Source organism: Dyadobacter chenwenxiniae, from assembly GCF_022869785.1.
Lineage (GTDB): Bacteria > Bacteroidota > Bacteroidia > Cytophagales > Spirosomataceae > Dyadobacter > Dyadobacter chenwenxiniae.
The window spans coordinates 4,045,372-4,071,176 of sequence record NZ_CP094997.1 but is presented as its reverse complement, the minus strand read 5'-3'; the positions used below and the strand labels follow the sequence as shown (position 1 = coordinate 4,071,176).

The following is a 25,805-nucleotide window of genomic DNA, read 5'->3' as shown; positions in this document are numbered from 1 at the left end:
TTATAAATTCAGAATATTTTTTGCTTCTTTTTCGGAGTAATAAGGCCCAAGCTCGGCCTCGTCGATGATTTCCTGAACTTGTTCTTCCGAAGCGGACACAGGCTTACTGCTTGCGGCATCATTGTGATTTTCAAAAAAGTTGATCATTCCTTTTTGTTTCAGGTTTTCAAGGATTTTGGTGATCAGTTCCTCTTCTGATTCATTCATTACTTCAACGTGAAAGGTTTTCATAGTTTTACTTTTTGTAATTAATATATTATTCCAAAAATCATACCGCCGGTGCAACCTCTCCACCGATTTTGTCATCATTCCCCAAAACCTAATCATATTAGACATGACAAAGAGAAACCTACTATTAATAATGCTTTCATTGTTCACTGTCGGCGCTGTTTCGGCCCAGAGTGATCATGATAAACCTTATGTGACCAAAAACTTCAACAGCGCCAATCTCAAAGAGCTAGCCGTTGAAACTTCTGGCGGGTCTATTACGGTGAACGGTGGGCAGAGCAGCGGATTTCAGGTAGATATGTATGTCAGGCCTAACAATTGGAATGGGAAGGATAATTTAAGCAAAGAAGAAATTGAGGACCGCCTGGAAGACTACGACATTTTGATCGGCACAGAGGGAAACCGGGTGGTTGCGACTGCAAAACGCAAAAACAATGTGAAATGGAATGATAAGCGCAACATTTCCATCGGCTTCAAAGTATCAGCTCCGAGAAACATTGCGACAAATCTTAAAACCAGCGGCGGGAGCATTCACATTGCATCGCTGAGCGGTGAGCAAAATTTTACTACCAGCGGCGGAAGCCTGAAAGTGTCCGATCTGGACGGTGTGATCCGTGGCAGAACTTCGGGAGGCAGCATTGATGTTAGCAATTGTAAAAAGGACATTGAACTGCACACCAGCGGCGGAAGCATCAAGGCGACCGAGCTGACCGGCAAAATTGAGCTCAAAACTTCGGGAGGCAGCATTATGTTGAACAGCCTGGAAGGCGACATTGAAGCGCGCACCAGCGGCGGAAGTGTGAAAGGGGACGACATCAAGGGATCACTGAACACCGGCACGTCGGGCGGTTCGGTAAGGCTTGCGAATGTTTCAGGAAGTTTAAGAGCCAGCACGAGCGCAGGCAGTATTGAGGTGGAAATGGCTAAATTAGGCGAGTATGTGGATCTTTCGAGTTCGGCAGGAAGCGTGCGCGTAACAATGCCGATGGACAAAGGTGTTGATCTGGATTTGAAAGGCAATAAAGTTAACATTTCCCTCAAAAACTTTGACGGGGAAGCTGAGAAGGACCGCGTTCGGGGCAAAATGAATGGCGGCGGCATTCCGGTGACGCTTTCCGCAAGCAGCGGAAGTGTTTTTGTAAACCAATAACCCGATAGTATCCATAAGCTGCGGAGATGCCAGGGCGTCTTCGCAGCTTTTTTTGTGACTTCATTTCAAAATCTGCGTCAAAGCATAAATTCATCGCTTTGACATATGTTTCGTAAACTGGCAGACTTGCTGCAATCGTATTTTGGTATTTCAAAAAAGGAAGCGAGAGGCGCGCTCGTCCTCATGGTGCTTTGCTTGTTCTTGTTATGGTTTCCTTTTTTATTCCGAAGGTTTTTGCTGCCTGTTTTGCCCATTGAAGAGCAACCGGTTAATCTGGAAATGCTGGATAGTCTCGCTGCTGCGCTTGAAAAGGCAAATCAATCCAAGAATAGAGAATTTAAGCCATTTCCAAAAAAGGAATATGCCAGAAGGCCGCCAAAACCAGTGAGGGTTTTTGATTTTGATCCCAACTTAGCGAGCATTGATCAGCTTGAAACATTGGGTATTCCTGCATTCCTAGCAAAACGAATCGAGAAGTTTCGCACGAAAGGCGGCAAGTTCCGGAAGAAGGAAGATTTGCTTAACATTTACGATTTCCCATCCGGGCTTTTTCACAAGTTGGAAAAACACATTGTTTTCGATTCACAAATTGCACTTGAACCCGGCGCCGGCAAAACGAAGAAACCGGATATAAACAAAAAAGCGCCTTACCCAACATTCAGGAAGCCTGTTAAGCCTGTGATGGCCGCCTTTGATATGAATACAGCCGATACAACGGAGCTGGTGATGTTAAGGGGAATCGGAAGTAAACTCTCCCTGCGCATTCTGAAATTCCGTGACGCATTGGGCGGGTTTCATTCTCCGGACCAATACAAGGAGATTTTTGGGCTGGACTCGCTGGCTCTCTCAGAACTTCAGCAATATGGAAAGGTTAGTAGCGCAGTGAAAAAAATCAGCATTAATAGCGTTACGGCCGAGGAATTGAGCAAGCATTCTTATTTCAAAAACAAAAGGATCACCTCGACCATTATCAATTATCGCAATCAACACGGACCATTTCACACAATCGACGATCTCAGGAAAGTGCGCGTCATAGATGATGTTATGCTCAAAAAAATAGAGCCATATCTTCGTTTTGATTGAGATATGGCTCGTTTTGAATGCTTAGAAGTTGGGTTTCAACATGTATTTATTGTAGAAATTATCAATCACTCTCACGGCTTCGTCCGGAGTGTCCACCACGCTGATCAGTTTAAGATCTTCGGGATTGATATTCCCTTCGGTCAGCATGGTTCCTTTAATCCAGTCGAGCAACCCGGTCCAGTAACTGGTTCCAACGAGGACGATCGGGAAGCGGCCGATCTTTTTGGTCTGGATCAGAGTCATCGCTTCAAACATTTCATCCAATGTTCCGAAACCGCCCGGCATGACAATAAACCCTTGTGAATATTTCACGAACATTACTTTCCTCACAAAGAAGAAATCGAAGTTAATGTTCTTGTCGGGATCGATATAAATATTGCTATGTTGTTCAAAAGGGAGTTTGATATTTAGTCCGACAGATTTCCCGCCCTGCTCGCGTGCGCCTTTGTTACCGGCTTCCATAATCCCCGGCCCGCCGCCTGTGATAACGCCATATCCGTGCCTTACAAGCTTTGCTGCAATGTCTTCGGCGGTTTTGTAATGGGGGTTGTCCGAAAGCGTTCGCGCCGATCCGAAGATGGAAACACAAGGGCCAATTTTGGCGAGCTTATCAAATCCTTCGACGAACTCGGCCATTACTTTAAATACAACCCATGAATCTGCACTTTTTATTTCATTCCAGTTCCGGTCTTCAAAAGCCTCTTTAATCCGCTTTTCATCTTCCGGAACCGCGGGATTCATGAGGGAAACATCTATTAATTCGGCATTGGTTGGTTTTGCTCCTTCACTCATATTCGGTCATTCGATTTAGTTGTTGAAGCAGATAATTATAACTTTGTTACCTGCATCATTAAAATTATAAAATATTAACTTTAACCGCCGCTGATAATAAAAGCAGACGGTTACAATTAACAAAAAAGTAATGAGAAAAATTGCTATCGGTTCGGATCACGCGGGTTTTCCTTACAAAGAGCCAGTCATTAACTGGTTGACCACGAATGGTTTTGAAGTGAAGGATTTTGGGACATACAGTGCTGATTCTGCGGATTATGCAGATTTCGCCCATCCTGTTGCCAGCGGCGTTGAAAGTGGCGAGTTCGAAAAAGGCGTGTTGCTATGCGGCAGTGGTCAGGGTGTTTGCATTACGGCTAACAAGCACCAGGGAATCCGTGCAGCATTGGTTTGGGACTTGCCGTTAGCAGCCTTAGCACGCCAGCACAACGATGCAAATATAATTTGCCTACCCGTTCGATTTATCGAACTGGAAACGGCACTGGCAAGCGTAGGCGCATTTCTCGCAACCGAATTCGAAGGTGGCCGTCACCAGACACGCGTTGACAAAATTGCGTGCTAAATTTTGCGCTGATAAATCCCTTTCCAGGGGCTTAATTCATATTGATTTCTCAATGCCGGAACGCGGTAAAGCAGTTTCGGCATAATGTTTACTTTGTCAATGACATAGTCGGGCGGGTCCTTTTTGAAATTATCATACACATGGATCACGCTGTCAAAATTGTCGAGATTCCGCAAATCGTAGCTGGCCAGTTCCCAGTTAAGATAAGGTGTTGCGGTGTAATTATTAATGTATTCCCCTGAATGCTGTCCCAGCACCAGCACGCGCTTTTTTTGAATTTGTTCAGGCAGTTCAGCTTGTTTGGCGCGCAGATTTTCCAGCTTACCCATCGAAAGTCCCGGTATAATGCCCCGTAATCCCTGATATTGGATCAAAAGAATTACTGTGCCCATGGTGATAAATTGCAGCTCATCCGCCCAGCTTTTCTTTTTAAAACTCTGAAAATAATGGGTTGCGAAAAAAGCCGCGGGAGGAATGAAAATGACGAACTGCATTGGCGCCATGAATTGCATCAGCGGAATAGTGAACACGGCGATAATGAACCACAGCGCCATCACCTGCTGGATACGCGTTTGGTAATTGACAAACCGCAGCGTGGTAAAAATCCGCATAAAACCCATCACCCCGAAGCCCAGCGGAAGCAATAAGGATGCAAGCAGTGAGGAAAAATCATTGAGATTATATTGTTTAACCTGAAAAACGGAGGTTAGCAAGTTCCTGTTCAGGCTTTCGATGCTATTGTTCATATAAAAGAACAGCACGACCATTAGTAAAGGAAAAACAGACCCGAATAAACCCAGTAAATGGTGCCGGACCGTGGAGCCGGTGTAAAACAATAAAGCCAGAAATGCCCAGATCATAAACAATGAAGCAGGCAGATAAAACAATGTTGCAATCCCGATATAGAGTCCCATTTCAAAAACCTGCGGCGTAACTTCCCGCCTGACCAGAATCTTGACAATGGAACCAAAAGCAAAAAGCAGGAATGTATTGGCCATCAGCATGGGTGATAATGTGCCCATGTCGAAAGAAATGTTCAGAAACAGCGCATACAGTGCGCCTGGCAGGAATGTGCGTTCCGGAAAAACTTCCCGGGAATGTATAACGTAATTGAAATAGAGGATCTGGACGATGGAAACGGTGATGGCTGCCAGCTGGTAAATCCATTGTTCCCGCCCGAATAGCGTATCGATAAGCCAGTAAGTAAGGCCCGAAAAGGGGCTCACATTATCCCACACATCGCGGTAGAGCATAAAGCCACGGCCCATCTGCTCGCCTACGAGCATCCAGCTTAGTTCGGGGATAAGCAGCGGCGCACCACCCAGGAAAAATGGAAGGCGGAGCAGTAAGAAAAATACTACCAGACTGATGGTCTGATACCGTGCGTTGACGCGAAAAAAACTTAGCAAGAAGTATGCGGATTATGTATCTTATCAGAATAACTTTCACGAAATTACAACTCCGCATTCTACAAAAACAAAATAAGTCCGGATATTTGTACTTTTGAAACATGGAATCTAAAAGACAACAAAAAGTAGGGAGGCAGATTCAGAAGGATCTTGGAGAGATATTTCAAAAGGACGCACATCATTTAACGAATGGCTCTTTTGTTACCATTACGGCCGTTCGCGTTACGCCTGACCTGAGCATTGCAAGAGCATATCTGAGTTTTTTGCCTGATAAAAATAAATCGATCTTACTGGAAACGATTCAGGAAAATACCAAATTCATACGCCAGAAATTAGCCGAAAGGGTGCGTCACCAGCTGCGCATCGTGCCCCATTTACAATTTTATATGGACGATACTGCGGAGTATGCCGCCAAAATGGATCTGCTTTTTTCGGATATCGTGATCCCACCAGCTCAACCTGACGAGGAAGAAGAATCCAATTGATTAAAGCGCCTACTAAATGGATCTTTCTTACCGGATCGCCGTCCGCTATTTTTTTTCAAGGAACAAACGCAGCTTCATTAGCGTCATAGCCCGGATTGCTATGGCCGGTGTGGCCGTGGGAACTATGGCAATGGTGGTGGTGCTTTCTGTTTTTAATGGAATGGAAGACCTGAACCGCAAGATCTTCAAAACTTTCGATGCGGATATTAAGGTCACGCCCGCGGAAGGAAAGCGGTTCAAGGTGGATAATGCTTTTATTCAGAAAATCAAATCCGTCGAGGGCGTTAAGCTGGTTACGCAGGTTGTGGAGGACAATGCATTGGCGCAATATGGCAATCAGCAGATCATTGTCCGGCTGAAAGGCGTAGACAGCACATTTGAGCGGCAAGGACAACTGGATACAGCCGTTATAGAAGGCTCGCTGCAACTTTACGGCAACGGCGGAACACCGTATGGCATCATTGCGGAAGGTGTGCGGAATGCTCTGTCCATTTCACTGGACGACATTATCACGCCATTGCAATTAATGTATCCCAAAACGGGCACGAAAACGCTCAATCTCACTTCTGCGGAAGCATTCAACCATTTGTCACTCAGGCCCGGCGGCATATTTTTTATAGAAACGCGTTACGATGATTACGTGATTGCGCCCATTAAGCTGGTAGAAGGTTTGATGGAATACAAAGGTGAAAGGTCATCGCTGGAAGTGCAGATTAAGCCCGGGTTCAGTGAAGGAAAGGTCAGTGGCGAGATCGCCGGGAAAATTGGAAACGGATTTGTAGTGAGGGACCGGAATTCGCTCAATTCCGACTTGCTTCGCGCCATCCGTTTGGAAAAACTTTTTGTGGCTATAACCTTGTCTTTCATTATTTTAGTAGCTGCAATTAACATTTTCTTCTCGCTAAGCATGCTGGCGATTGAGAAAAAAAAGGATGTTTCCATGCTTTATGCGCTCGGCGCAACGCCCGGGTTGATCAGAAGGATTTTCCTGGCCGAAGGCGCTATTGTAGCGTTTTCAGGCGCGATTGCCGGACTGGGCGGCGGCGTTGCATTATGCCTGCTGCAATTGAAATACGGACTGGTTTCGATGGGAATGGCGACTTCGTTGGTGGATGCTTATCCCGTCAAATTAATATGGGAAGATATACTCTATACCGGCATTATCGTCGTTATCATAACAATGCTGGTGTCGTACATTCCAGCACGGAGAGCGGCAGAGGCGGGGCGGATCCTGCCAACCTGATATTTAAAAGAGAAGAACAAATATTAACTGAATCACTTTGACTTACTTCCACACGACCAACTTCAAAAGAAACGGCAACGATATGAGGCTTTTTTTTAGCCGTTTGATTTATACATTTTACGCAGCATTTTTATTGCTTTCAGTTCCTGCCGATGCTACGGAACTTGCGGATACATTAAGGAGAAGAAATCCGGGATCGGTTTCGAAACTAGGCCCTTACCGCCCTGAAAGGCCCAGGAAATGTGACATTCTTTACACCCGTCTTGATGTGGCCTTTGATTGGGAAAAACAGCAGGTCCCTGCGTCCGCTGTTATAATGTTTAAACCACATTTTTATCCGCAAAACACATTAGAGCTGGATGCGAAGGGTTTTGATATAAAAAGCATCTCCTTAATGGACACTGTGGGTGATTACGGCGCATTGTCTGCGGAGGAAATTCAGGGCAAAATCAAGAACAAGCTGGAATACACCTACGATAAGCGAAAATTGCTGATCAAGCTCGACCAGAATTACACCAGAAAAGACACAGTTTACGTCAAAATCGATTACGTAGCCCGTCCTAACGATGTTCCGCGGGACAAACCCGGCGACAGCGCTTCTGAAAAAGGACTTTATTTCATCAATGCGGATGGAATGGATGAAGGTAAACCGAAACAAATCTGGACGCAAGGCGAAACCGAAGGAAGCAGCTGCTGGTTCCCGACCATTGATGCGCCTAACCAAAAATTTACGCAGGACTTTTACATTACCGTAGACAGCACTTACAAAACCTTGTCAAATGGTCTGCTGGTTGCGCAGAATGAAGGTAAAAAAGGAACCCGAACGGATCATTGGAAGCAAACGCTTCCGCACGCGCCTTATCTGGCGATGATGGCAGTCGGCGATTTCGTGGTGGCCAAAGATATGATGCCCAATGGTTTAGAACTTAGTTATTATGTGGAGCCAAAGTACGGTCAGGACGCACACGCCATTTTCGGCCGGACACCTGAAATGATGGGTTTTTTTACCAACGTTTTCGGCGTTGAATATCCTTGGGAGAAATACGCACAGATCGCCGTAAGAGACTTTGTGGCCGGCGCTATGGAAAATACAACCGCCACGGTTCATGAGGAAGGAGTTCAGAATGATGCCCGCTCGCTGGTCGACGGCAATTCGGACGCTGTGATCGCGCACGAGCTGGCGCATCATTGGTTTGGAGATTATGTGACTTGTGAAGAATGGGGTCAACTGCCTTTGAATGAGTCTTTTGCAAACTATTCGGAATATTTGTGGAGTGAATATGACAATGGCAAATACGAAGCTGACTGGCAGAATTTGCAGGAAATGAAAGCTTATTTGGCCGAATCCGAAACCAAGCAGGTTCCGATGATCCGCTATTTTTACAAGGACCGCGAAAATATGTTTGACAGCCATTCCTATGCAAAAGGAGGACGTATCCTGCATATGCTGCGCAATTACGTGGGTGACGATGCCTTTTTTGCTTCTCTGCAAAATTATCTCAAAACGCATGCGTTCGGGACCGCGGAGATTGATGATCTGAGAATGTCTTTCGAAAAAGTGACCGGTGAAGATCTGAACTGGTTTTTCGACCAGTGGTTTCAGCGTCCGGGACATCCTACGATTAAGATCCAGCAGGAATACGCGTCTGGAAAGGTGCTTTTAAAACTAAAACAAACCCAGGATACGCTGGCAACAACAGTGTATCGCCTTCCTCTGAAAGTGGATGTGTGGGTAAGCGGCAAGAAAAGCCAGTATAATGTGGTGGTTGACAAAGCAACCCAAACGCTCGAATTTCCAGCCGCCAAAAAACCTGATCTGGTTGTTTTTGATGCGGATGCCCAGTTACTGGGCGTTGTAGAACATGAGAAAAACAGGCGTGAAATGGAGTTTCAGTATGTGAACAGTGATCGTTTCTTGCATAAATACGAAGCATTGGCATCATTGGAGGGAAGCCTCACAGACACGCTGGCCCGCGCCATTTTGGTGAAAGCCATGACCGATCCATTCTGGAAATTCCGTCAGATGGCAATCAGCAACTTTTCGGAATATGATGGTGATGGCTTCGCGGATATTGAGAAAACGATCCAAAGCGCTGCCCGTATGGATGCCCACCCGCAGGTGCGCTCGGAGGCGATGATCATACTGGCTTCTTTTGGCGATAATAACAGCGATTCCATTTTTAGGGAAGCATTGAGCGATAGTTCCTATCAGGTCATTTCTGTTGCTATCGAGAAATATCTGATGGCCCAGCCTACGGATGCCAATGAAATAGCGGCTCAGTTCGAAAACAGCCCTAACGACGCCATTGTGACTTCGGTTGGTAATTATTATGCAGGACTTGCGCAGCCAGAACGGTTTGATTGGTTTTTGGAAAAAATGAAAGCCATGAAGCCTACGGAAAAATACAATTTCTTACAGGTTTTTGGGAAGTATCTGATCAAATCCAAGCAGGATGTGCAACGCAAGAGCATTCCGGTCCTTGAAGGCCTGGCGCGCGATAATCCTTCCTATTTCGTTCGGTTTGGCGCATTTCAGGCGTTAGGTCTACTTACAGACATTCAGGGCGTGGTGGCTTTACGGAAAGATATCCGTGCAAAAGAAACAGAGCCCAAGCTGAAAGAAATGTATAGCCAGTTTGGTGATCTGTAAGCCACATTCAAAATGTAATTTTACTGCGGATCCAGATAATAGTCCAGATTTTCCTTGGTAATGATGTCCAGCGGCAGGAATTTGATCGGCTGAATATCTTTCTTGAACACCAGAAAATTGGCCAGCTGGTGAATTCCCCAGTAACCCTGGCCCAACGGATTTTGATTGATCAGGAAGTTGATAATTTCTTTTTCCAGGTAATTCAGATTTGGTTTCAAAAGGTCGTAACCAACGAGTTTAATGTCTGTCAGAGCCTTCTTTTCCAAATAGGAAGCCACTTCAAATGCTTTGGAATTGGTCACATAAACCGCTTTTATTTCAGGCTCTTCCGTTAATATCGCATCCAGTTGATCATCCAGCGTTTCGCCGTCAGGGAAATTGATTTCCCTACTAATGATCTTAAACTTCGATTCGTGCTTATCTGCTCCAAAATAATCCCGAAAGCCAGCCTCTTTTGTGATTAAGTGAGCGGAATTGGAAATATCTTCATTGACGTGTGCAACCAAAACGGTTCCTGGTGACTGCAAACCGAAACTCAGGATTTTGGCAGCCAGTGAACCGCTGCGATAGGAGTCTTGTCCAATGTAACAAAGTGGGTTAACGTGCTCGATTTGCGTGTTAAAGAGGACATAGGGAATGTTTAAATTGGCCCATTCTTCAAAAAACGGCAATGCTTCTTTATAAAAAACCGGGGCGATCAGAACACCATCAGGATGCTCTTTTGAAACCTCCCTGGCTTTGGAAATAAAAGACTGTTCCTCATGCGAATTGAAAATGAACAGACTAATGTATACGCCATACTGCCTTAGCTCTTTTTCAGCCTTTTCCAACCCTTTTTTTGGTGCTTCCCAGTATGAATCGGCATCCGGGTCAGGGATTAGAACGGCCAGATTATACGTCCGCTGCGATTTTAACGACTGCGCAATAAAGTTGGGTTCATAATTAAGCTCTTTAATAATGCTTAAAATCCGTTCGCGCACATCATCAGCAACACGGCCGCGGTTATGTAAAACCCTATCTACGGTTCCTTTCGATGTTTGGGCCTTTTCTGCTATATCTTTTATTCTGACGATTCTTTTTTTCACTTTCTTTCGGTCTTCAATACGCTTTCGTTTTTCGGTTGCTAAGGCGAATATCAAATTTTTATTTGAAGGATATACGGTTTAAAATAAACTAATGCAGCGACGACAATACTTTTCAAATTTTTTTTATGATAAATTTGAGATTCTCCCAAAATGAATTTAGTTTTACCCTATAAAAATCCATTTTTTCGGTAACGCCCGGGTACGATCCCGATGTGCATTTTTGCCTGTGTGCTCGAACACTTTTTTGCAATTTGGTTGGATTAATCAATTTTACAATTAATTTTGTCAGGAAGATCTCAATTAAAATATTATTCTACGTTCCTCGTCCTTAACAACTGAAAGAACCTAACCTTTAACCTTTTCCAGAATTACTACCCATTTTTCTGCTAATCCTAAATCCATGACAAAGCGTACGAAGTCACATTCGTGCGCTTTTTACTTAACAGGGCTACACAATTTCAATGGAAACGCCTTCTGAATCGGCGTAAGCGGAGCATGTCAGGATCCAGCCGTCCTGCAAATCGCGATCGGTAAGGACCTCATTCACGGTCATGTGTAACTCACCGCTCCTGCATATGCCCGCACACGTAGCGCATCTCCCGCCTTTACAGCTATAAGGCAGATGAATTCCGGCAGCAAGGGCGGCATCCAGAATGGTTGTATGGGCTGGAACGAACAGGTCGTGCTCCTGGCCCCGAAAATTGAGTTTCACCACATGTGGGTACGAAATCCGTGGTGGTGGCGGGGGGCTCGGGATAACAAAGTTCTCTTTCCGGATTTGCAAAGCAGAAAATCCCATGAAATACAACGTAATCTCAACCGAACGCATTAATTCATAAGGGCCACAAATGAAGAACCGGGCTTTTAAAGGTTGGAAACGCAGCGATTTGCTGACCATTTGTTCTAATCGCGTATTGTTGATCCGGCCTCGGAGACCATTCCAGTCTTCCAGAGGCTGACTATGAATGTGGATGACTTTCAGGCGTTCCGGGAAGCTTTCCTGCCATTGCTCAATCTGGTGATGAAACAGCGCATGTTTTGCATTGCGGCTGGCATAAAGCAGTGTAATGTTGCTGTGCTTTTCCTGGATAAGGGTTTGTTTTAAAATAGAAAAAAGAGGGGTGATGCCACTCCCTGCCGCGATCAGCACAATGTCACGCGCAGTTCCTAATGAATCTTCCAGGACAAACCGACCCGAAGGCGGCAACACATTAAACCGATCACCAACCTTAACATTGTCGATCCAAAACCGTGAAATTTCACCATTAGGGACTCGTTTAACTGTAATAGCCGGATTCTCATCCACATCTGGCGCGGAGCTCATGGAGTAGGAGCGACGGGTTTCATGTCCGTGCATGGGGATCAGGAACGTAAGAAATTGCCCCGCCTTATAAGTGAAAGGCTGCTTGTTTGTTCTTTCGAAAATAAAGGTCTTGGCATCGGTTGCCTCAGTGATAATTTGCTTAACCTGCAAAGAAATCGTGGCTTCGGACATGTGGTAGCTGGTCTGTGATCGAATTGGGACTTAACGCATATTTTGCACGGAGTTGTTCCAAAGCGTCTCATATTCGGCCAGGAGCGTCCAGCAATGCGCTTCACAGATCCAATGCATATGAAACAACGGGTTGATAGCTACCTTGTAAAGCACTGGATTCTCGTAAGCAGTAAGCAGGCCGGCAATAAAGAAAAAGAATCCCTTAAAATCCCTTTTGGTGAAGTTTTGAATGTCAATGTGCTCCGTTTTCGTGCCAAGTCGGATCAGTGAAGAGGAAATTATGACCTTATCCATAGCATTATTAGTTGTTTTTAAAATACGCTGTGCATCAGCAATTAATTTGCTCTTAACTGGCTGCAAAGCAGGCGGATTGAAAGCCGCTATCAGGCGTGCGACGTGGTAAATAATGAGTGGTGTCCGCGGATATTGATGTGCACATCGGAATGGCATTGCAATGTATCGATCTGTTTCGATCACCGAGCGGATATATTCCAAACTGCCCTCATCGTGCTCATTCAGAGGTAGATCGTATTGAAGAATGCAGTACATTAAGTTACTTAGGACGCAAACGTCGAATTCTACATACATGTTTTTGCCAAACCATGTGGAGTAGGCTTTGAGGCTTTTGTATTCTTCAAATGTGTTGCGGACGCTCAGCTTTGTCCCGTTTGCATGAAGTTTAACTTTCTCTTTCAGCCAGGCAAGTTCAATAGTGGTTGGCTTGGTTGTCAGGTAAATAAATGCGGTGTCATCCACATCGTCGGGAATGCGGAAATGTTCAAAACGGTGGAAAATGTGGCCGTTTGGGAAATGTCGCGACGGCTTGGTTTTCCAGAAATTATATGTTTTGAGCCCGTCTTTGTTTTGAAAAGCAGGGTAATTTTTAATCACATTATTACAGATCCGTTCAATGGTTTTTTGCTGTTCTACGTCTGCATATTTTGCAATAGATTGTAGTGTGAAGCAAATGATTGTGGAGAAGAAAATCGTCGTGTCCGGTCGTCGGTAACCGATCATGCTGTTCTGCCTGTGCGCCGGGAAGATGCCCGCCGGGAAGTAGCGCGCGCCTTTCGATTGCAGACTTTCTATTTGTTTCAGAAAAAATGGCAGCGATTGCTTCATGTGCCGAAACTAACAAAAAAGGGCATAAAAAAAGAAACCTCATCGCGTGGACAGGGTTTCTCGTTAAGCTTGATGATATATTAAACACCTTCGGCAACCACTTCCTTAACATTGGGAACCATGCGCGTCAGCAGGTTTTCGATGCCTGCCTTCAACGTCAATGTGGAAGACGGGCAACCGCTGCAAGAGCCTTGTAACAACACCTTCACAACACCTGAATCTTCGTTGAAAGAATGGAAATTGATGGCACCTCCATCAGATTCAACAGCCGGACGCACGTATTGATCCAGCGCCGCTTTTATCTTTTGAACTGTATCAGAATCCCGGGAATCGACGATCAATGTGTTTTTATCAATCGTTTGTTGTTCAAACACAGGGTGATTTTCTTCGAAATAGATTTTAATAAACTGTTTTGTGTCTCTCAAAACCTCTTCCCAGGCAATGTCATCATCTTTGGTAATGGTAACAAAGTTGCTGGCTATAAAAACCCTTTTTACATGTGGAAACTGGAAGAGGTCCGAAGCCAGCGGGGAGGCTTTTCCTTCTTCCAAAGCAGCTTCCAGCGAAGGATAATCGAATGAAAGTCCATCGGGCACCAACTCGAAGTTCAGCACAAACTTCATCGAATTGGGATTCGGACTCAACTCTGTATATACAAAAACCGGGCGTGTTAGCATTTTATGGGTAAGTATGTTTTAAACGGGTAAATGACTTGTTTTTGGTAAACAAGCAAACTGGTATTTTGGTTTGGTGCCTTCCTTTAAACATAAAAAAACCCAAAGGACTATAAATCCTTCGGGTTCTCTAATTGTCAAATTCTTGACCTTTGCTGATTAAGCTTCTGCTGTTACAGGAGCCTCAGTTGCAACAGCGTTTGCTGCAACAGCAGTTGGTTCGATGTGAACGTATGATTTGTTTTGACGCGTTTTGCGGAAAACTACATTGCCTTCAACCAATGCAAATAAAGTATGGTCACGGCCTATGCCTACGTTGTTACCAGGATTGTGTTTCGTACCACGCTGACGAACCAGGATATTTCCTGCTTTGGCAAGCTGGCCACCGAATAATTTTACTCCCAGACGCTTGCTTTCCGATTCACGTCCGTTTCTCGAGCTACCTACACCTTTCTTATGTGCCATGATATCTTAACTATTAATTATAATTTCTTTATTTAAAATTGATTAAGCTACGATTTCGTCAATGCTGATCTTCGTCAGATACTGACGGTGACCGTTCTTAACTTTGTAACCTTTACGTCTTTTCCTTTTGAAGACGATCACTTTTTCACCTTTAAGGTGTTCAAGAACAGTTGCTTTAACAGAAGCACCAGCTACTGTTGGAAGACCTACCTGTACTGTGCCTGCGGTATCAACCAGAAGGACTTTGTCAAACACAAGAGCAGCGTTCACGTCACCTTCAAGCCTATGCGTGAAGATTTCGAGACCCTTTTCAACCTTAAATTGCTGACCTGCGATTTCTACGATTGCGTACATGTTAATAAATTATGTAAAACTGATTTCTAAAATGAGGTGCAAAGATAGACAGTTGCGTACAGAATAACAATGCTTTAACGCAAATGTTCGACAACTTTTGGTGTAGTAATGTATAATTATTTGCTGCCATATAGTTAAACTTGTTCAAAACATTACCTTTATATGATAACCAGCCGTCACAACGTTCATTCAATGAATTAACAAAACTTAACAATCCGATTTGTTACTTTATTCCATCCATTTACGTCTAACCATAGAATGCGTTTAAAAAGCAAAAAAATGAAAATTTGTTTATGGGTTTCGATGGTTTTAAGTGTAGGATTGTTCACCCCGGCAAAGGCTGTTGATCTCCGGTTGTTATTAACTGAAACTAAGCAGTCGGGAGGTTATCAGGTGGGCGATGCAGCTGCCGGTTTCCGCCTGAAAGGTACAGACGGCAGCATGGTTTCCCTGAACGATTTTAACAATGCAAAAGGCGTGATCGTGATTTTTACGAGCAACCATTGTCCTTTTGCCAAAGCTTATGAGGACCGCATCATTGCGCTCAACAATAAATTCGCCTCCCAGGGTTACCCCGTCATAGCGATCAATCCAAGTGACCCGGCGACACATCAGGACGATACATTTGAAAAAATGAAAGAGCGCGCAGCTTCGAAAGGATATGGTTATCCGTATCTGGCAGACGATGCCCAGCAAGTGGCAAAAGCGTTCGGAGCGGGACGAACACCGCAGGTTTATATTTTACAAAAAAACGGGGCAAAGTTTACGGTGCGTTACATTGGTATGATCGACGATAATCCGCAAGACCCGGCTGGCGTAACCAAATTGTATGCAGATGAGGCGGTTAGTAATCTTTTAAGCGGCAAACCGGTTGTGACGACCATTACCAAACCGGTCGGCTGCGCGATTAAATGGAAAAATTAGTGCGTTTTTTGACATTCCTTATCATGAATAGATTTTTTCTCCTCCTCATTTTCTGCGTCGCTTTTGTTCAGATGACCTTTGCGCAAACGAAAAGCAAAAAATTTTCAACCGAAGGCGAGTTTACAAGTAATTGTGAAGGGCCTGCTGTGGACAGCGAAGGGAACGTATACGCTGTCAATTTCGCGCGAGACGGAACAGTTGCTATTATGAGCAAGAAAGGAAGCGCCAGTTTTTTTGTGACGCTCCCCAAAGGCAGCACCGGAAATGGTATTCGGTTTGCTGACAAGAACACGTTCTATGTTGCGGATTTTACGGGGCATAATCTCTTGAAAGTAAACCTGATCACAAAAGACATTTCCGTTTTTGCCCATGAACCTAAAATGAACCAGCCCAATGACCTTGCCATAACCGCGAAAGGCCATATTTTTTGCTCAGACCCGAATTGGAAGGAAGGCACTGGCCAGATCTGGCACGTTTCGCCAGAAGGCAAAACGAGAATAGTTGCAGAAAATATGGGCACGACGAACGGGATTGACATCAGTCCGGATGAGAAAAAGTTATACGTCAATGAAAGCGTGCAGCGGAATGTCTGGGTTTTTGATCTGGCACCGGACGGCTCTCTGTCTAACAAAAAACTCCTGCACAAATTTGAGGACGGGGGAATGGACGGCATGCGCTGCGATGTCGAAGGCAATTTATACATAGCCAGACATGGGAAAGGCGAAGTTGCTGTGTTGTCGCCGGATGGCAAAGTAATTCAGACCATTACAACGATTGGTAAGAAGGTTTCCAACATCTGTTTTGGTGGCAAGAATGGTAAAACCTGCTACATTACCCTGCAAGACCGCGGCTGTCTCGAAACTTTTAAGGCCAATACCGCAGGAAGAGAATGGGCCATGATGAAGGCGTTTGCTGAGGCCAATAAGAAATAATTTATCCTGATTGTTCGAAAAGGTAGTCAACTTGTTTGAAAACTAAACTTGGTTTTACTTACTTTGTAATTCAAAGTACTTTAAACTATTAGCATAATGTTGGAAAAACTGGTACGCTATCTGCAAAGCAATCAAAAAGTCGCCCTGCTGGCTTTCATTTCATCCGCTGCAATGACCTTGCTGTTATTCAGGATGCTCATTCACAACTGGGATTTCATTTTCCTGGCCTGGAACCTGTTTTTAGCCTGGGTGCCGCTGGTCTTTATCAAATCGGTCTGGGAGAAGGAAGCACGACGCAGGCTGCCTTTCGGACTTTTGATGGGTTACCTGATGGTCTGGCTGCTTTTTTTTCCAAATGCACCTTACATTATTACCGATCTCAAACATTTGAAAGGAGCTCCCGAGAATATCATCTGGTATGATGCGTTGATGATCTTCACATTCTCAGTTGCCGGATTTCTGACCGGCTTGTACAGCATCCGGATTGTGCACAGGATCATCACGCGCCGCTGGAACGAGCGGTTGGCTTGGCTGGCGATCCTGGTATCCATGGTATTAAGCGGTTTCGGCATATTTCTGGGACGTTATGGACGGTGGAACAGCTGGGATATCGTTACGCAGCCAGGCGCACTTGCAAGAGGCATTTTCAAGAGCATGCAGGACCCAATGGCCATAAAACACACATTGACGTTTTCGTTCGTGCTGATGTTGTTGTACTTTGCGTTCCACATTTTCGCAGAACTCAAACAAAATGAACGGACCCATAGATTTTCTTAAAGCCGCGCGCAGCTTTCGCTTTGCCGGTGTGGGAATTTACAATCTATTTCGCTACGAGAACAATGCGCGCATTCATTTGATGGCTTGCATCCTGGTGTTGATGGCCGGCGTATTTTTTAATATTTCAAGCGTTGAATGGACCATTATCATCATTCAAATCGCGCTGGTACTGGCTGCGGAGGCGTTTAACACATCCATCGAAAAGCTGGCAGACCTGGTCATGCCCGACTATCATCCGGTGATTAAAGTTGTGAAAGACACAGCTGCGGCTGCTGTGCTGCTCCTGGCAATTTCTGCAGTGCTGGTCGGCCTTATTATTTTTGTCCCGAAATTTTTGCTCCTTTTTTGATATAACACCTTTTCAATCTGTTTTATGAATTCAAATGAGGACTCTCTGCACACCTTGAACGAGATCCGCAGTCTGATGGAGCGGTCGTCGAAGTTCTTGTCTCTTAGTGGTTTAAGCGGCGTTTTTGCAGGGATTTTTGCCTTAATAGGCGCTGCCGCGGCGTATGTCAGATTTAAGACCGACTGGCTTGCACAAGTCTCCACGCCATCGGTAACATACAGCAAAGGCTCGCACGAGGATGTAACATCCTTCCTGTTAATCGACGGCTTATGCGTTCTGATTCTTTCACTGACAGTCGGCATCGTAATGACCGTTAGGAAAGGAAAGAAAAGAGGGCTTAAAGTTTGGAATGGAAGTTCCAAAAGACTTTTGGTAGGCATGCTTGTTCCCCTGGGCGCGGGTGGGGTTTTTTGTCTGGCTATGTTACAATACGGCATCGTCTGGGTCGTGTTTCCTGTAACATTGATTTTCTATGGGATTGCCCTGGTCAATGCCAGCAAATTTACTTATCCCGAACTTTTTTATTTAGGCCTGTCTGAGATTGTCCTGGGTTGCATTACGCTGTTTCTGACGGGTTATTCGTTGCTTTTTTGGGCGTTCGGGTTTGGTATTTTGCACATTGTTTACGGTCTTACTATGCACAATCGCTATGATCGTGAAAAAATTACGGCGGGGAAAGTGCCTGCAAAAGGTCTTTTCGGAATTTTGTTTATCCTTGCGTCGTTCGCTTGTCATGGCCAGAGCACACAAGACAGCACAGTTCGCCAGGTGAAACGTTGGTATGATAAGGAAACCATTTATCTTCAGGGAAATGGTTACGTGAAAGACAATGTTTATTACAGGGGACAAAGGGCGCTGAAAAACGAGTTTGCTTTCTCGCAGGGAGGGTTTGAGCTTTTCAGGAAATCGCGGCGAACAAGAGGAATCGCTACGGTCCTTTCGATTGCAGGCGCCATTGGCTCTATCAATTCCCTGGTTTCGGGCAACCGGAATAATGTGAAAACATTCTTTTGGGTCTCACTCGGAACAGGTTTCGTTTCAACAATTTTAACAGTGCAGGCGAATAGTCAGCGGGACCAGGCGATCTGGCTCCGGAACAGGGACGCTATGCTTTTTTTGGAAGCCAATAAATAATGGATCGTTGTTGACTTGGTTTTAAAGCAAGTATAAATGGAGTGGTTAGAGAAGTTTAATAAGGTTTTTGAAAGTAAAATTAGGCTTGGGCTGATGTCTGTGCTTGTGGTGAACGATTCGCTCAGTTTTAATGAATTAAAAGAACTTTTACAGCTAACCGACGGGAACCTGGCATCTCATTTAAAAGCATTGGAAGAAACTAAATACATAGCATTTCAAAAGCAATTTCTGGGCAGAAAGCCCTTAACAACCTACAAAGCCACGGATGAAGGGCACAAAGCATTTACGGATCACCTGCAAGTGCTGGAAAATATGATTCGGGAGAATTTGTAATAAATCAAAGCGGGCTACTTTCAATTGAAAGTAGCCCGCTTTGATTTATTACAAATTAGCATTAAAATTTCAAAGGAACAGAGAAGCCTGTTTTATCCCATTGGAAATCAAGCGAAGTTGCGGTTGATTTGAATGTCAGTTTTTCTTCTGACGTAGGGTAAGTTTTGCTTGGTACAGTCACTTTCAAAACATCTTTTTCTTTGTTTTTGTCATAATCATATGCTCCTGACTGTCCCAAAACGCTGTTCAGGATAATCGTCCACTCTTTTTCACCTGGAATTGTGAATAGGCTGTAAGTCCCGGCTTTCACAGATTTGCCCGCGAACATGCCATCTTTCTTGAATGTGATCTCCGTGGAAGCATTCGCGCCGGTTCTCCATACTTTGCCATATTTTTCTAAACTTTCACTTCCTTCCTTACCAAAAAGAACCCTTCCTTTTTTCGAAGGCTGGCCGTAAGCAACGCTAACATTCGGGCCGTCTGTTGTTATGCGTGGACTTTGAGCAGCAGCCCATGTCAATGAAACTAATGTCAGGAAAAGTGTTAAAAATGTGGTTTTCATAAAAAGTAAAAATTGATTTTAGGTGGATAAAATTAATAATTCAACGAAATACGCCATTCAAAAGTTGTTAATCAAGCCGTTTAGTTCTAAAAGCACCGTTAAGTGGGCACATTAACGTTGATTAACATATCGAAGGAGTCAAACCTTTGTTTTTTACGAATTCACGCTATATTTGAACAATGACTTCTGACGCAATCCAAACGGTAAGAACCCGCTTCTTTGATACGAAAATCGAGTTTTTGAAAGGAGTAGGGCCTCAAAAAGCTGCCCTGCTCAATCAGGAACTGGGCATTTTTACATTTGGTGACCTCATCCAGCATTATCCTTTCCGGCACGAAGACAGGACTGTTTTTCACAAGATCAAGGACCTGAACGAACAGTTGTCAGGTGCGCAAATCAAAGGCAGGCTGCGGGAGTGGACTATGACGGGTGAAGGCAACAAAAAGCGACTCGTGGCTTACTTCACAGACGGCACAGGGATTTTGGAACTCGTTTGGTTTCAAAGCATTGCCTGGTATGAAAAAAATCTTCGCCCGAATACGGAATACATTGTTTTTGGAAAACCCGTTGCATTTGGTGGCAGATGGAGCATTACGCACCCTGAACTGGACCTGATTACGCCTGAGAACGAAAACGGTGGTTTCTGGCAGCCCATTTACCCGCTTACCGAAAAGCTCAGAAGAAAATTTGTCGATAGCAGGGCGATAGGTAGGATGATGAAATCGCTCCTGGAAATTTCCAGGCCGCATATCCGTGAAACGCTTCCTGAAACGCTCGTTCAAAAATACAGGCTTGTTTCCAAGGCAGATGCGCTATGGAATTTTCACCTGCCGCAAAGTGCGCAATGGCTGCATCAGGCGCAACGGCGACTTAAATTTGAGGAGCTGTTTTACAATCAGTTCAGGCTGATTAAAAATAAGCTGTTGCATAAAACGGAATATCCGGGAATGGTTTTCAGCCATACTAATTTGGTAAAGCAGTTTTATGACAACCATTTGCCGTTTACACTTACTAATGCGCAAATCAGGGTGCTAGCCGAAATTCATGCGGACTTAAAAACCGGAAAGCAGATGAACCGCCTTTTGCAAGGCGACGTGGGTTCGGGTAAGACCATTGTGGCGTTCATTTCCATGCTTTTCGCGTTGGATAACGATGCCCAGGCCTGTTTGATGGCGCCAACAGAAATCCTGGCAGACCAGCATTATCAAGGGTTGAGAAAATTTGCGGACTTGCTCGGTGTCAACATTTGCAAGCTCACAGGCTCGACGAAAAAGAAGGAAAGAGAGTTGATCCACAAGCAATTGCTGGACGGTTCCATGCATATTATCGTGGGTACACACGCGTTGATTGAGGACATTGTCCAGTTTAAAAATCTTGGTTTGTGTATTATTGACGAACAACACCGCTTCGGCGTGGCACAACGGGCCAAGTTATGGGCCAAAAACAGTCATATCAACCCGCATATGCTTGTCATGACGGCAACGCCAATTCCACGCACATTGGCTATGACGTTGTACGGCGACCTGGATATTTCGGCCATCAATGAACTCCCGGCCGGCCGAAAACCGATCAAAACGGTTCACCGTTACGACGCGCATCGCTTGTCTGTTTTTGGTTTCCTAAAAGACGAGATCGCAAAGGGACGGCAGATTTATATGGTTTATCCATTAATTGAAGAATCCGAGAAAATGGATTTGAAAGATTTAATGGACGGCTACGAAAGTGTTTCACGCGCATTTCCCAATGTGCCGCTGAGCATTTTGCATGGTAAAATGAAGTCTGCCGATAAGGATTTTGAAATGGCCAGATTTGTACGCGGCGAAACCAAAATTATGGTTGCAACAACGGTTATTGAAGTTGGGGTCAATGTGCCCAATGCGTCCGTAATGGTCATTGAGAATGCAGAAAGGTTTGGTTTATCTCAATTACACCAGCTCCGTGGCAGGGTAGGGAGGGGCGCGGAACAATCGTATTGCATTTTAATTACCGACTATAAAATCAGCAAAGAAACCAAGCTGAGAATTGAAACGATGTGCAGAACCAATGATGGTTTCGAAATTGCAGAAGTGGATCTTCAACTGCGCGGGCCGGGGGATTTGTCGGGAACGCAGCAAAGCGGGCTTTTGGATTTATTGGTTGCTAATCTGGCGCAGGATGGAGAAATATTGAAAGCTGCGCGTCAGTCCGCAGAGGAAATCCTGCATGCAGATCCTGACCTGCTCCAACCTGTAAACCAACCTATCCTTGCTCATATTGAACATATGGGCAAGGAAGCTACTAATTGGAGCAGGATCAGTTAATGCTGATTTTATGCTTTTATCTCGTAAATCTCTTTTGAGAATTCGAATGTTTGCGGCCTTGTCACGTGCAGTGCAGCACCCAGGGAAGTTGCATAAGGCAGATCCGTTGCGTAGACTGTGTGATTTGGATAGTTACGCGCGATAAGTCTGGCGAAAATCTCATTTCTTGCAAAGCCGCCGTCAATGTAAATCGCTTGCACATCATTGATCCCGATCAGATCCAGCGATACAAAAAGCAATTCTGTAAGGCCTTTAATCAAATGATGGTAAGCGCTTTCAGCTGTCGCAAATGCGCTGATCTGCCATTCTTGCGTGTTAGGCTCGGGGAAAGGACCATTTCCGGTCATGCATGCCGTGTAGAAACGGGGCGTATCAGCATTTAAAATTTCCTCATCATAAGCCACACCCTTGTAAAAATCGGGATCGACGCGGAAATATTCGGCGATACGGGCAACCTGATAATCATGTTCCCTGCCCAAAAACAAGCGCGAAGCGGTTACCCCGCTGCCCTCAGGGGTCAGGTAATTCATGCAGTCGCGTTCGAGCTGATAGGACGTCATCGGCTTGGAGGCGAAGGAATTGAAGTTAATACACCAGGTTCCCGTTGACAGCAGCACAAATGGCTTCTTTACCGCCATTCTGTAAGGGATCAATGCCGAAGAGCTGTCGTGCAAGCCAAATCCAGATTGGATTCCTTTATCATGATGTCTGTAAATAAAGGAAGAGGATGCCAGGACCGGTGCCAGCTTTTTGTGAATTCCCTCGTCCTTCACCCAATCATGATAATCCCACATTTCAAAACTCCAAAGCGCTGTGTGACAGCCTAATGACGTATAATCACTAACTTTTCTGCCTGTCAGCAAATAAAGAATGTATTGCGGTAAATGTAATGTTGTAGCGATCTGTTTGTAAATGTCCGGGTAGGTGTATTTCAGCCAGTAAAGCTGCATGCCCGAATTAAGCATTCCCATAGCCGGAGAGCCCGTTTGCAGTGAAAGCCGGGTTGGGTCGCCGTATGTGCTGTAAAATTGCTTTAAAAGATTTTCGGGGAATGGTTTCAAATAAGAGTATAAGGGCGTGAGCGGCTTGTTGGAAGCGTCCAAATGAACCAAGCTCGCACCATATGCAGCCACATTAACAGCTTTGATGTCGTATCTCGGGTCTTCCAGCAATATCGCCCAGCGATCCTGCACCCATTTGGTCAGCAATTCAATATCCTCGGTCGGGAACCCGTCTTCGTCCGTTGTTTCGGGAAGTGACTCTGAAAATTCATCTATTATCTGATACTTTTCATCAAAAAGTATATACTTCTTATTGGTCCTGCCAATGTCAAAAACCGCTGTTACTTTCATTATTCGAATGCGATATCACTTTTTTACCCGGAAATGTATTTTTCGGTTAATATAGTGACTTTACGTTAAAACCAATACCCTTACCTGTTCTTTTAAAATCTTTGATTTTCGGCCAGCCAGCCTGACATTTGTTACAATGTCTTCTCTAAAATAGGCTTGAAAACGGCTGTCCACCGACGGTAACCTTCATCGTTCATATGGAGGCTGTCGCCTACGAATATACTGCCGTCCGGCCTTCCATTTTTCAGCATAACAGGCCACACATCTATATAATGATGCTTTCTATCTTTTTTGATATAATCCTGAATGAGCTGATTGGCCTTGATCACGTCATCCTTTCTTGCCCAGCGGGATGGGGAAGGTTTTAGTGAAACAAAATATAGTTGTACATCCGGAAGTTTCGCACGCACCAGTTTTACAAACGTAACATATTCATCCCTAACCTGTTCGGGTGTTTTAGGCTTCTTGCCGAACATATCGTTTTCGCAATAGGTCACAATTGTTTTGGGTTTGTATTTCAACACATTGCGTGGCGCGTAATAGATTACTTCGGGAAATGTAGATCCGCCGAAACCACGGTTAATGATGGGCAGTGGCGCAAGGTCTTCGGCAACATTTTGCCATTTGGTAAAAGAGGAACTACCCGTAAAGACGATACCGCCTGGTGCAGGCATTTTTTCATCATCTTTTTGTTCAAAAACCACAATGGATGCCTCTGATCTTCTTACATCGTAATCCGGCTGCCAGGGTTCAGAAAGGTTGGCGGTGTTGGGTTTATGGCAGGCACTTAGCCATACAACGGAGATCAGCAGGAAGATTTTTTTCATTCGGGGCAAGAAAAGTGGATATACCAAAAAGGCATATCCACGGTATTCTTAATGTAAAAACTTCAAAAAGTTAGCAGTAAGGCCGTTTAGTTGGCCAGGAAATAGCGAAGGCCTAAGCCTACGCTGGGAAAATTAAAGGTAGGGGACAGGTTATAATTGAACTGACTGGCTTTTGTAGTCTGAGAAGACGCCAGAAATTCATTGTTGGTTTTCGTGTAACCCACTGAAAATGGCGTAGCAAATCCAAGACTTGCATCCAGCCACCATCTTTCGGACAACTTATAGTAAACTCCTGCACTTACTCCCAGTGAAAGATTGGTTGTATGCGTTTTTTGTTCATTTATGTCGTTTTGTTCAGTAAGCCACTCTTTTTTGTAGCCATAGTTGAGGTTTACGTTCGGGCCAATGTAGATGCCGATTTTCTCATTGAAATGTTTATAAAATTGCCAAAAGCGTCCGACGCCAATTCCATATTGGTTTATCCCACTTTTAGGCTCGCTTTGACCATTGATGTATCGCAAACTTTTTCCTCCACCCACATAACCGGTCAGGTTCCAGCCGACTGCTTTGGTCTGCGTCTTGAACATGCCGATCCCAATGCTGACATTTCCATTGTAGTTATTTGTTGCTTCGTCCAGATCAGGATTTGTATTGTAGAAACTTGCGCCTATCCCTCCGGACAAAAATCGCCTTCCTTCCAATTGGGCCTTTACAGCACTTGCTGCACATATTTGCAGTAACAGTATAAATATAATTCGTTTTTTCATGGCGGCGTTTAGTTAGATTTTTGAATATACCAGGCGGCCCTGACAGTAAAATACTGCTGAATTTCAGATCTTAGTCCGGTTTGGAAACTGACATTGTTGTTGTCATTAAAATTGAGGTAAGAAAGGTTCAGATTGAATACACTGACATCCGTTTCAAGCCAAAACCGGGGTGTCAGCCGATATGCAACGCCCGGAACAATACCCAGTCCAACGCCATAGCCGTTTTCGAAAGAAGACTCGTCGCCCTGAAAGTCTTTGCCGCGAACATAGCTCAGGCTCACTCCCGAATGGACATATAGCAACCATTTGCTGCTCAGTGCTTTATACCGCCTGATGTAGGGTGTAAGATTTACTGCTAACCCGTTATATCCGGATTTTATTTCAGTTCCGACCAGATTGCTTTTTAACCTGAAAAAGCTGATCGATGGGCTAAGGCCAACACCGATCATTGTATTTTCTTTGAAAAACCAGCCTGTTTGTAGCGATGGGGAGATGTTAATTACTTTGTTGTCAGATTCATAGGGCGAGTCAAATTTCTGACTGTTGGTTTGCCCATTGGAGTTGATGGTCGCGCCCCAATAGCGGGTGCCTTTCTGTGCCTGTGCCTGAACCTCGCCTATCAGGCACAAAAGGCCTATGGACGAGAAAAGGATAATTTTTATCATAGCTGTTGTTTTTAGTTAAGCCGAAGCAAGATAAAAATCTTTATGTAACCAATGAGATAATTAACTTTATTTAAATAAATAGTCCT

General features: G+C 44.6%; 27 protein-coding genes. 13 read left to right on the top strand and 14 right to left on the bottom strand.

Features of this window, described 5'->3' with window-relative positions:
- Positions 1 to 231: a hypothetical protein gene (locus MUK70_RS17400; protein ID WP_234654078.1), complete on the bottom strand. Its 231-nt coding sequence runs from the start codon at positions 229 to 231 to the stop codon at positions 1 to 3.
- A gap of 103 nt (positions 232 to 334) precedes the next feature.
- On the opposite strand from MUK70_RS17400, the gene MUK70_RS17395 reads away from it, so the two are divergent.
- Positions 335 to 1,378, top strand: coding sequence for a DUF4097 family beta strand repeat-containing protein (locus MUK70_RS17395; protein ID WP_234654076.1), 1,044 nt, complete (start codon positions 335 to 337; stop codon positions 1,376 to 1,378).
- A 105-nt stretch (positions 1,379 to 1,483) separates the two neighbouring features.
- On the top strand, positions 1,484 to 2,461 hold the full coding sequence (locus MUK70_RS17390) for a ComEA family DNA-binding protein (RefSeq protein WP_234654075.1): 978 nt from the start codon (positions 1,484 to 1,486) through the stop codon (positions 2,459 to 2,461).
- Positions 2,462 to 2,482: 21 nt separating this feature from the next.
- Here the strand turns inward: MUK70_RS17390 and MUK70_RS17385 are convergent, their stop codons facing one another.
- The gene (locus MUK70_RS17385) at positions 2,483 to 3,202 is read right to left on the bottom strand and encodes an LOG family protein (protein ID WP_234608138.1); all 720 of its coding nucleotides are present in this window, start codon (positions 3,200 to 3,202) and stop codon (positions 2,483 to 2,485) included.
- Positions 3,203 to 3,383: 181 nt separating this feature from the next.
- On the opposite strand from MUK70_RS17385, the gene rpiB reads away from it, so the two are divergent.
- A complete protein-coding gene (gene rpiB, locus MUK70_RS17380) occupies positions 3,384 to 3,815 on the top strand; it encodes a ribose 5-phosphate isomerase B (protein ID WP_234607969.1) in 432 nt (143 codons plus the stop codon).
- Here the strand turns inward: rpiB and MUK70_RS17375 are convergent.
- Positions 3,812 to 5,224, bottom strand: coding sequence for a hypothetical protein (locus MUK70_RS17375; protein WP_234654073.1), 1,413 nt, complete (start codon positions 5,222 to 5,224; stop codon positions 3,812 to 3,814). The two genes, rpiB and MUK70_RS17375, sit on opposite strands and share 4 nt — an antisense overlap.
- A gap of 101 nt (positions 5,225 to 5,325) precedes the next feature.
- On the opposite strand from MUK70_RS17375, the gene rbfA reads away from it, so the two are divergent.
- The 3 genes from rbfA (at position 5,326) to MUK70_RS17360 (ending at position 9,602) form a co-directional block, all read left to right on the top strand.
- Positions 5,326 to 5,709, top strand: a complete 384-nt coding sequence (rbfA, locus tag MUK70_RS17370; protein WP_234607971.1) for a 30S ribosome-binding factor RbfA — start codon at positions 5,326 to 5,328, stop codon at positions 5,707 to 5,709.
- A gap of 16 nt (positions 5,710 to 5,725) precedes the next feature.
- Positions 5,726 to 6,952: an ABC transporter permease gene (locus tag MUK70_RS17365; RefSeq protein WP_234654071.1), complete on the top strand. Its 1,227-nt coding sequence runs from the start codon at positions 5,726 to 5,728 to the stop codon at positions 6,950 to 6,952.
- A gap of 82 nt (positions 6,953 to 7,034) precedes the next feature.
- Entirely contained in the window at positions 7,035 to 9,602 is a 2,568-nt protein-coding gene (locus MUK70_RS17360; RefSeq protein ID WP_234654069.1) for a M1 family metallopeptidase, read from the top strand.
- A 20-nt stretch (positions 9,603 to 9,622) separates the two neighbouring features.
- On the opposite strand, the gene MUK70_RS17355 is transcribed toward MUK70_RS17360, so the two are convergent.
- The 6 genes from MUK70_RS17355 to rplU all read right to left on the bottom strand — a co-directional run bounded on the left by MUK70_RS17355 (position 9,623) and on the right by rplU (position 14,797).
- Positions 9,623 to 10,687, bottom strand: a complete 1,065-nt coding sequence (locus MUK70_RS17355) for a LacI family DNA-binding transcriptional regulator (protein WP_234654067.1) — start codon at positions 10,685 to 10,687, stop codon at positions 9,623 to 9,625.
- A 448-nt stretch (positions 10,688 to 11,135) separates the two neighbouring features.
- Positions 11,136 to 12,182, bottom strand: coding sequence for a ferredoxin--NADP reductase (locus MUK70_RS17350; RefSeq protein WP_234654065.1), 1,047 nt, complete (start codon positions 12,180 to 12,182; stop codon positions 11,136 to 11,138).
- Between the two features lie 30 nt (positions 12,183 to 12,212).
- On the bottom strand, positions 12,213 to 13,304 hold the full coding sequence (locus MUK70_RS17345; protein ID WP_234654063.1) for a hypothetical protein: 1,092 nt from the start codon (positions 13,302 to 13,304) through the stop codon (positions 12,213 to 12,215).
- Between the two features lie 80 nt (positions 13,305 to 13,384).
- Entirely contained in the window at positions 13,385 to 13,981 is a 597-nt protein-coding gene (locus MUK70_RS17340; RefSeq protein WP_234654061.1) for a NifU family protein, read from the bottom strand.
- 156 nt (positions 13,982 to 14,137) lie between these two features.
- Entirely contained in the window at positions 14,138 to 14,443 is a 306-nt protein-coding gene (gene rpmA, locus MUK70_RS17335; protein ID WP_234607978.1) for a 50S ribosomal protein L27, read from the bottom strand.
- A 42-nt stretch (positions 14,444 to 14,485) separates the two neighbouring features.
- Entirely contained in the window at positions 14,486 to 14,797 is a 312-nt protein-coding gene (rplU, locus tag MUK70_RS17330) for a 50S ribosomal protein L21 (protein WP_244784438.1), read from the bottom strand.
- Between the two features lie 279 nt (positions 14,798 to 15,076).
- Between rplU and MUK70_RS17325 the strand changes: the two genes are divergently transcribed.
- The 6 genes from MUK70_RS17325 (at position 15,077) to MUK70_RS17300 (ending at position 19,246) form a co-directional block, all read left to right on the top strand.
- Positions 15,077 to 15,721 carry a thioredoxin family protein gene (locus tag MUK70_RS17325; RefSeq protein ID WP_234654060.1) on the top strand — a complete coding sequence of 215 codons (645 nt, stop codon included), beginning with the start codon at positions 15,077 to 15,079 and terminating at the stop codon, positions 15,719 to 15,721.
- Between the two features lie 23 nt (positions 15,722 to 15,744).
- On the top strand, positions 15,745 to 16,653 hold the full coding sequence (locus tag MUK70_RS17320) for an SMP-30/gluconolactonase/LRE family protein (protein ID WP_234654058.1): 909 nt from the start codon (positions 15,745 to 15,747) through the stop codon (positions 16,651 to 16,653).
- A 96-nt stretch (positions 16,654 to 16,749) separates the two neighbouring features.
- A complete protein-coding gene (locus MUK70_RS17315) occupies positions 16,750 to 17,430 on the top strand; it encodes a DUF1361 domain-containing protein (protein WP_234654056.1) in 681 nt (226 codons plus the stop codon).
- Positions 17,405 to 17,779: a diacylglycerol kinase family protein gene (locus tag MUK70_RS17310; protein WP_234607982.1), complete on the top strand. Its 375-nt coding sequence runs from the start codon at positions 17,405 to 17,407 to the stop codon at positions 17,777 to 17,779. Before MUK70_RS17315 ends, MUK70_RS17310 begins: the two co-directional genes overlap by 26 nt.
- A 24-nt stretch (positions 17,780 to 17,803) precedes the next feature.
- Positions 17,804 to 18,913, top strand: coding sequence for a hypothetical protein (locus MUK70_RS30965; RefSeq protein WP_310590005.1), 1,110 nt, complete (start codon positions 17,804 to 17,806; stop codon positions 18,911 to 18,913).
- A 36-nt stretch (positions 18,914 to 18,949) separates the two neighbouring features.
- Positions 18,950 to 19,246 carry a winged helix-turn-helix domain-containing protein gene (locus MUK70_RS17300; protein ID WP_234607983.1) on the top strand — a complete coding sequence of 99 codons (297 nt, stop codon included), beginning with the start codon at positions 18,950 to 18,952 and terminating at the stop codon, positions 19,244 to 19,246.
- 61 nt (positions 19,247 to 19,307) lie between these two features.
- Here MUK70_RS17300 and MUK70_RS17295 read toward each other — a convergent pair whose 3' ends face one another.
- Positions 19,308 to 19,808 (bottom strand): DUF2911 domain-containing protein, encoded by a 501-nt coding sequence (locus tag MUK70_RS17295; protein WP_234654054.1) that lies wholly within the window; start codon positions 19,806 to 19,808, stop codon positions 19,308 to 19,310.
- A 179-nt stretch (positions 19,809 to 19,987) separates the two neighbouring features.
- On the opposite strand from MUK70_RS17295, the gene recG reads away from it, so the two are divergent.
- Positions 19,988 to 22,108: an ATP-dependent DNA helicase RecG gene (recG, locus tag MUK70_RS17290; protein ID WP_234654052.1), complete on the top strand. Its 2,121-nt coding sequence runs from the start codon at positions 19,988 to 19,990 to the stop codon at positions 22,106 to 22,108.
- An 8-nt stretch (positions 22,109 to 22,116) separates the two neighbouring features.
- On the opposite strand, the gene MUK70_RS17285 is transcribed toward recG, so the two are convergent.
- The 4 genes from MUK70_RS17285 to MUK70_RS17270 form a co-directional block, all read right to left on the bottom strand.
- Entirely contained in the window at positions 22,117 to 23,460 is a 1,344-nt protein-coding gene (locus MUK70_RS17285) for an FGGY-family carbohydrate kinase (protein ID WP_234654050.1), read from the bottom strand.
- Between the two features lie 131 nt (positions 23,461 to 23,591).
- A complete protein-coding gene (locus MUK70_RS17280) occupies positions 23,592 to 24,287 on the bottom strand; it encodes a GDSL-type esterase/lipase family protein (protein ID WP_234654049.1) in 696 nt (231 codons plus the stop codon).
- A gap of 86 nt (positions 24,288 to 24,373) precedes the next feature.
- Positions 24,374 to 25,054 (bottom strand): outer membrane beta-barrel protein, encoded by a 681-nt coding sequence (locus tag MUK70_RS17275; RefSeq protein ID WP_234654046.1) that lies wholly within the window; start codon positions 25,052 to 25,054, stop codon positions 24,374 to 24,376.
- 8 nt (positions 25,055 to 25,062) lie between these two features.
- Positions 25,063 to 25,719, bottom strand: a complete 657-nt coding sequence (locus MUK70_RS17270; RefSeq protein WP_234654045.1) for an outer membrane beta-barrel protein — start codon at positions 25,717 to 25,719, stop codon at positions 25,063 to 25,065.
- Positions 25,720 to 25,805: the final 86 nt, after the last annotated feature.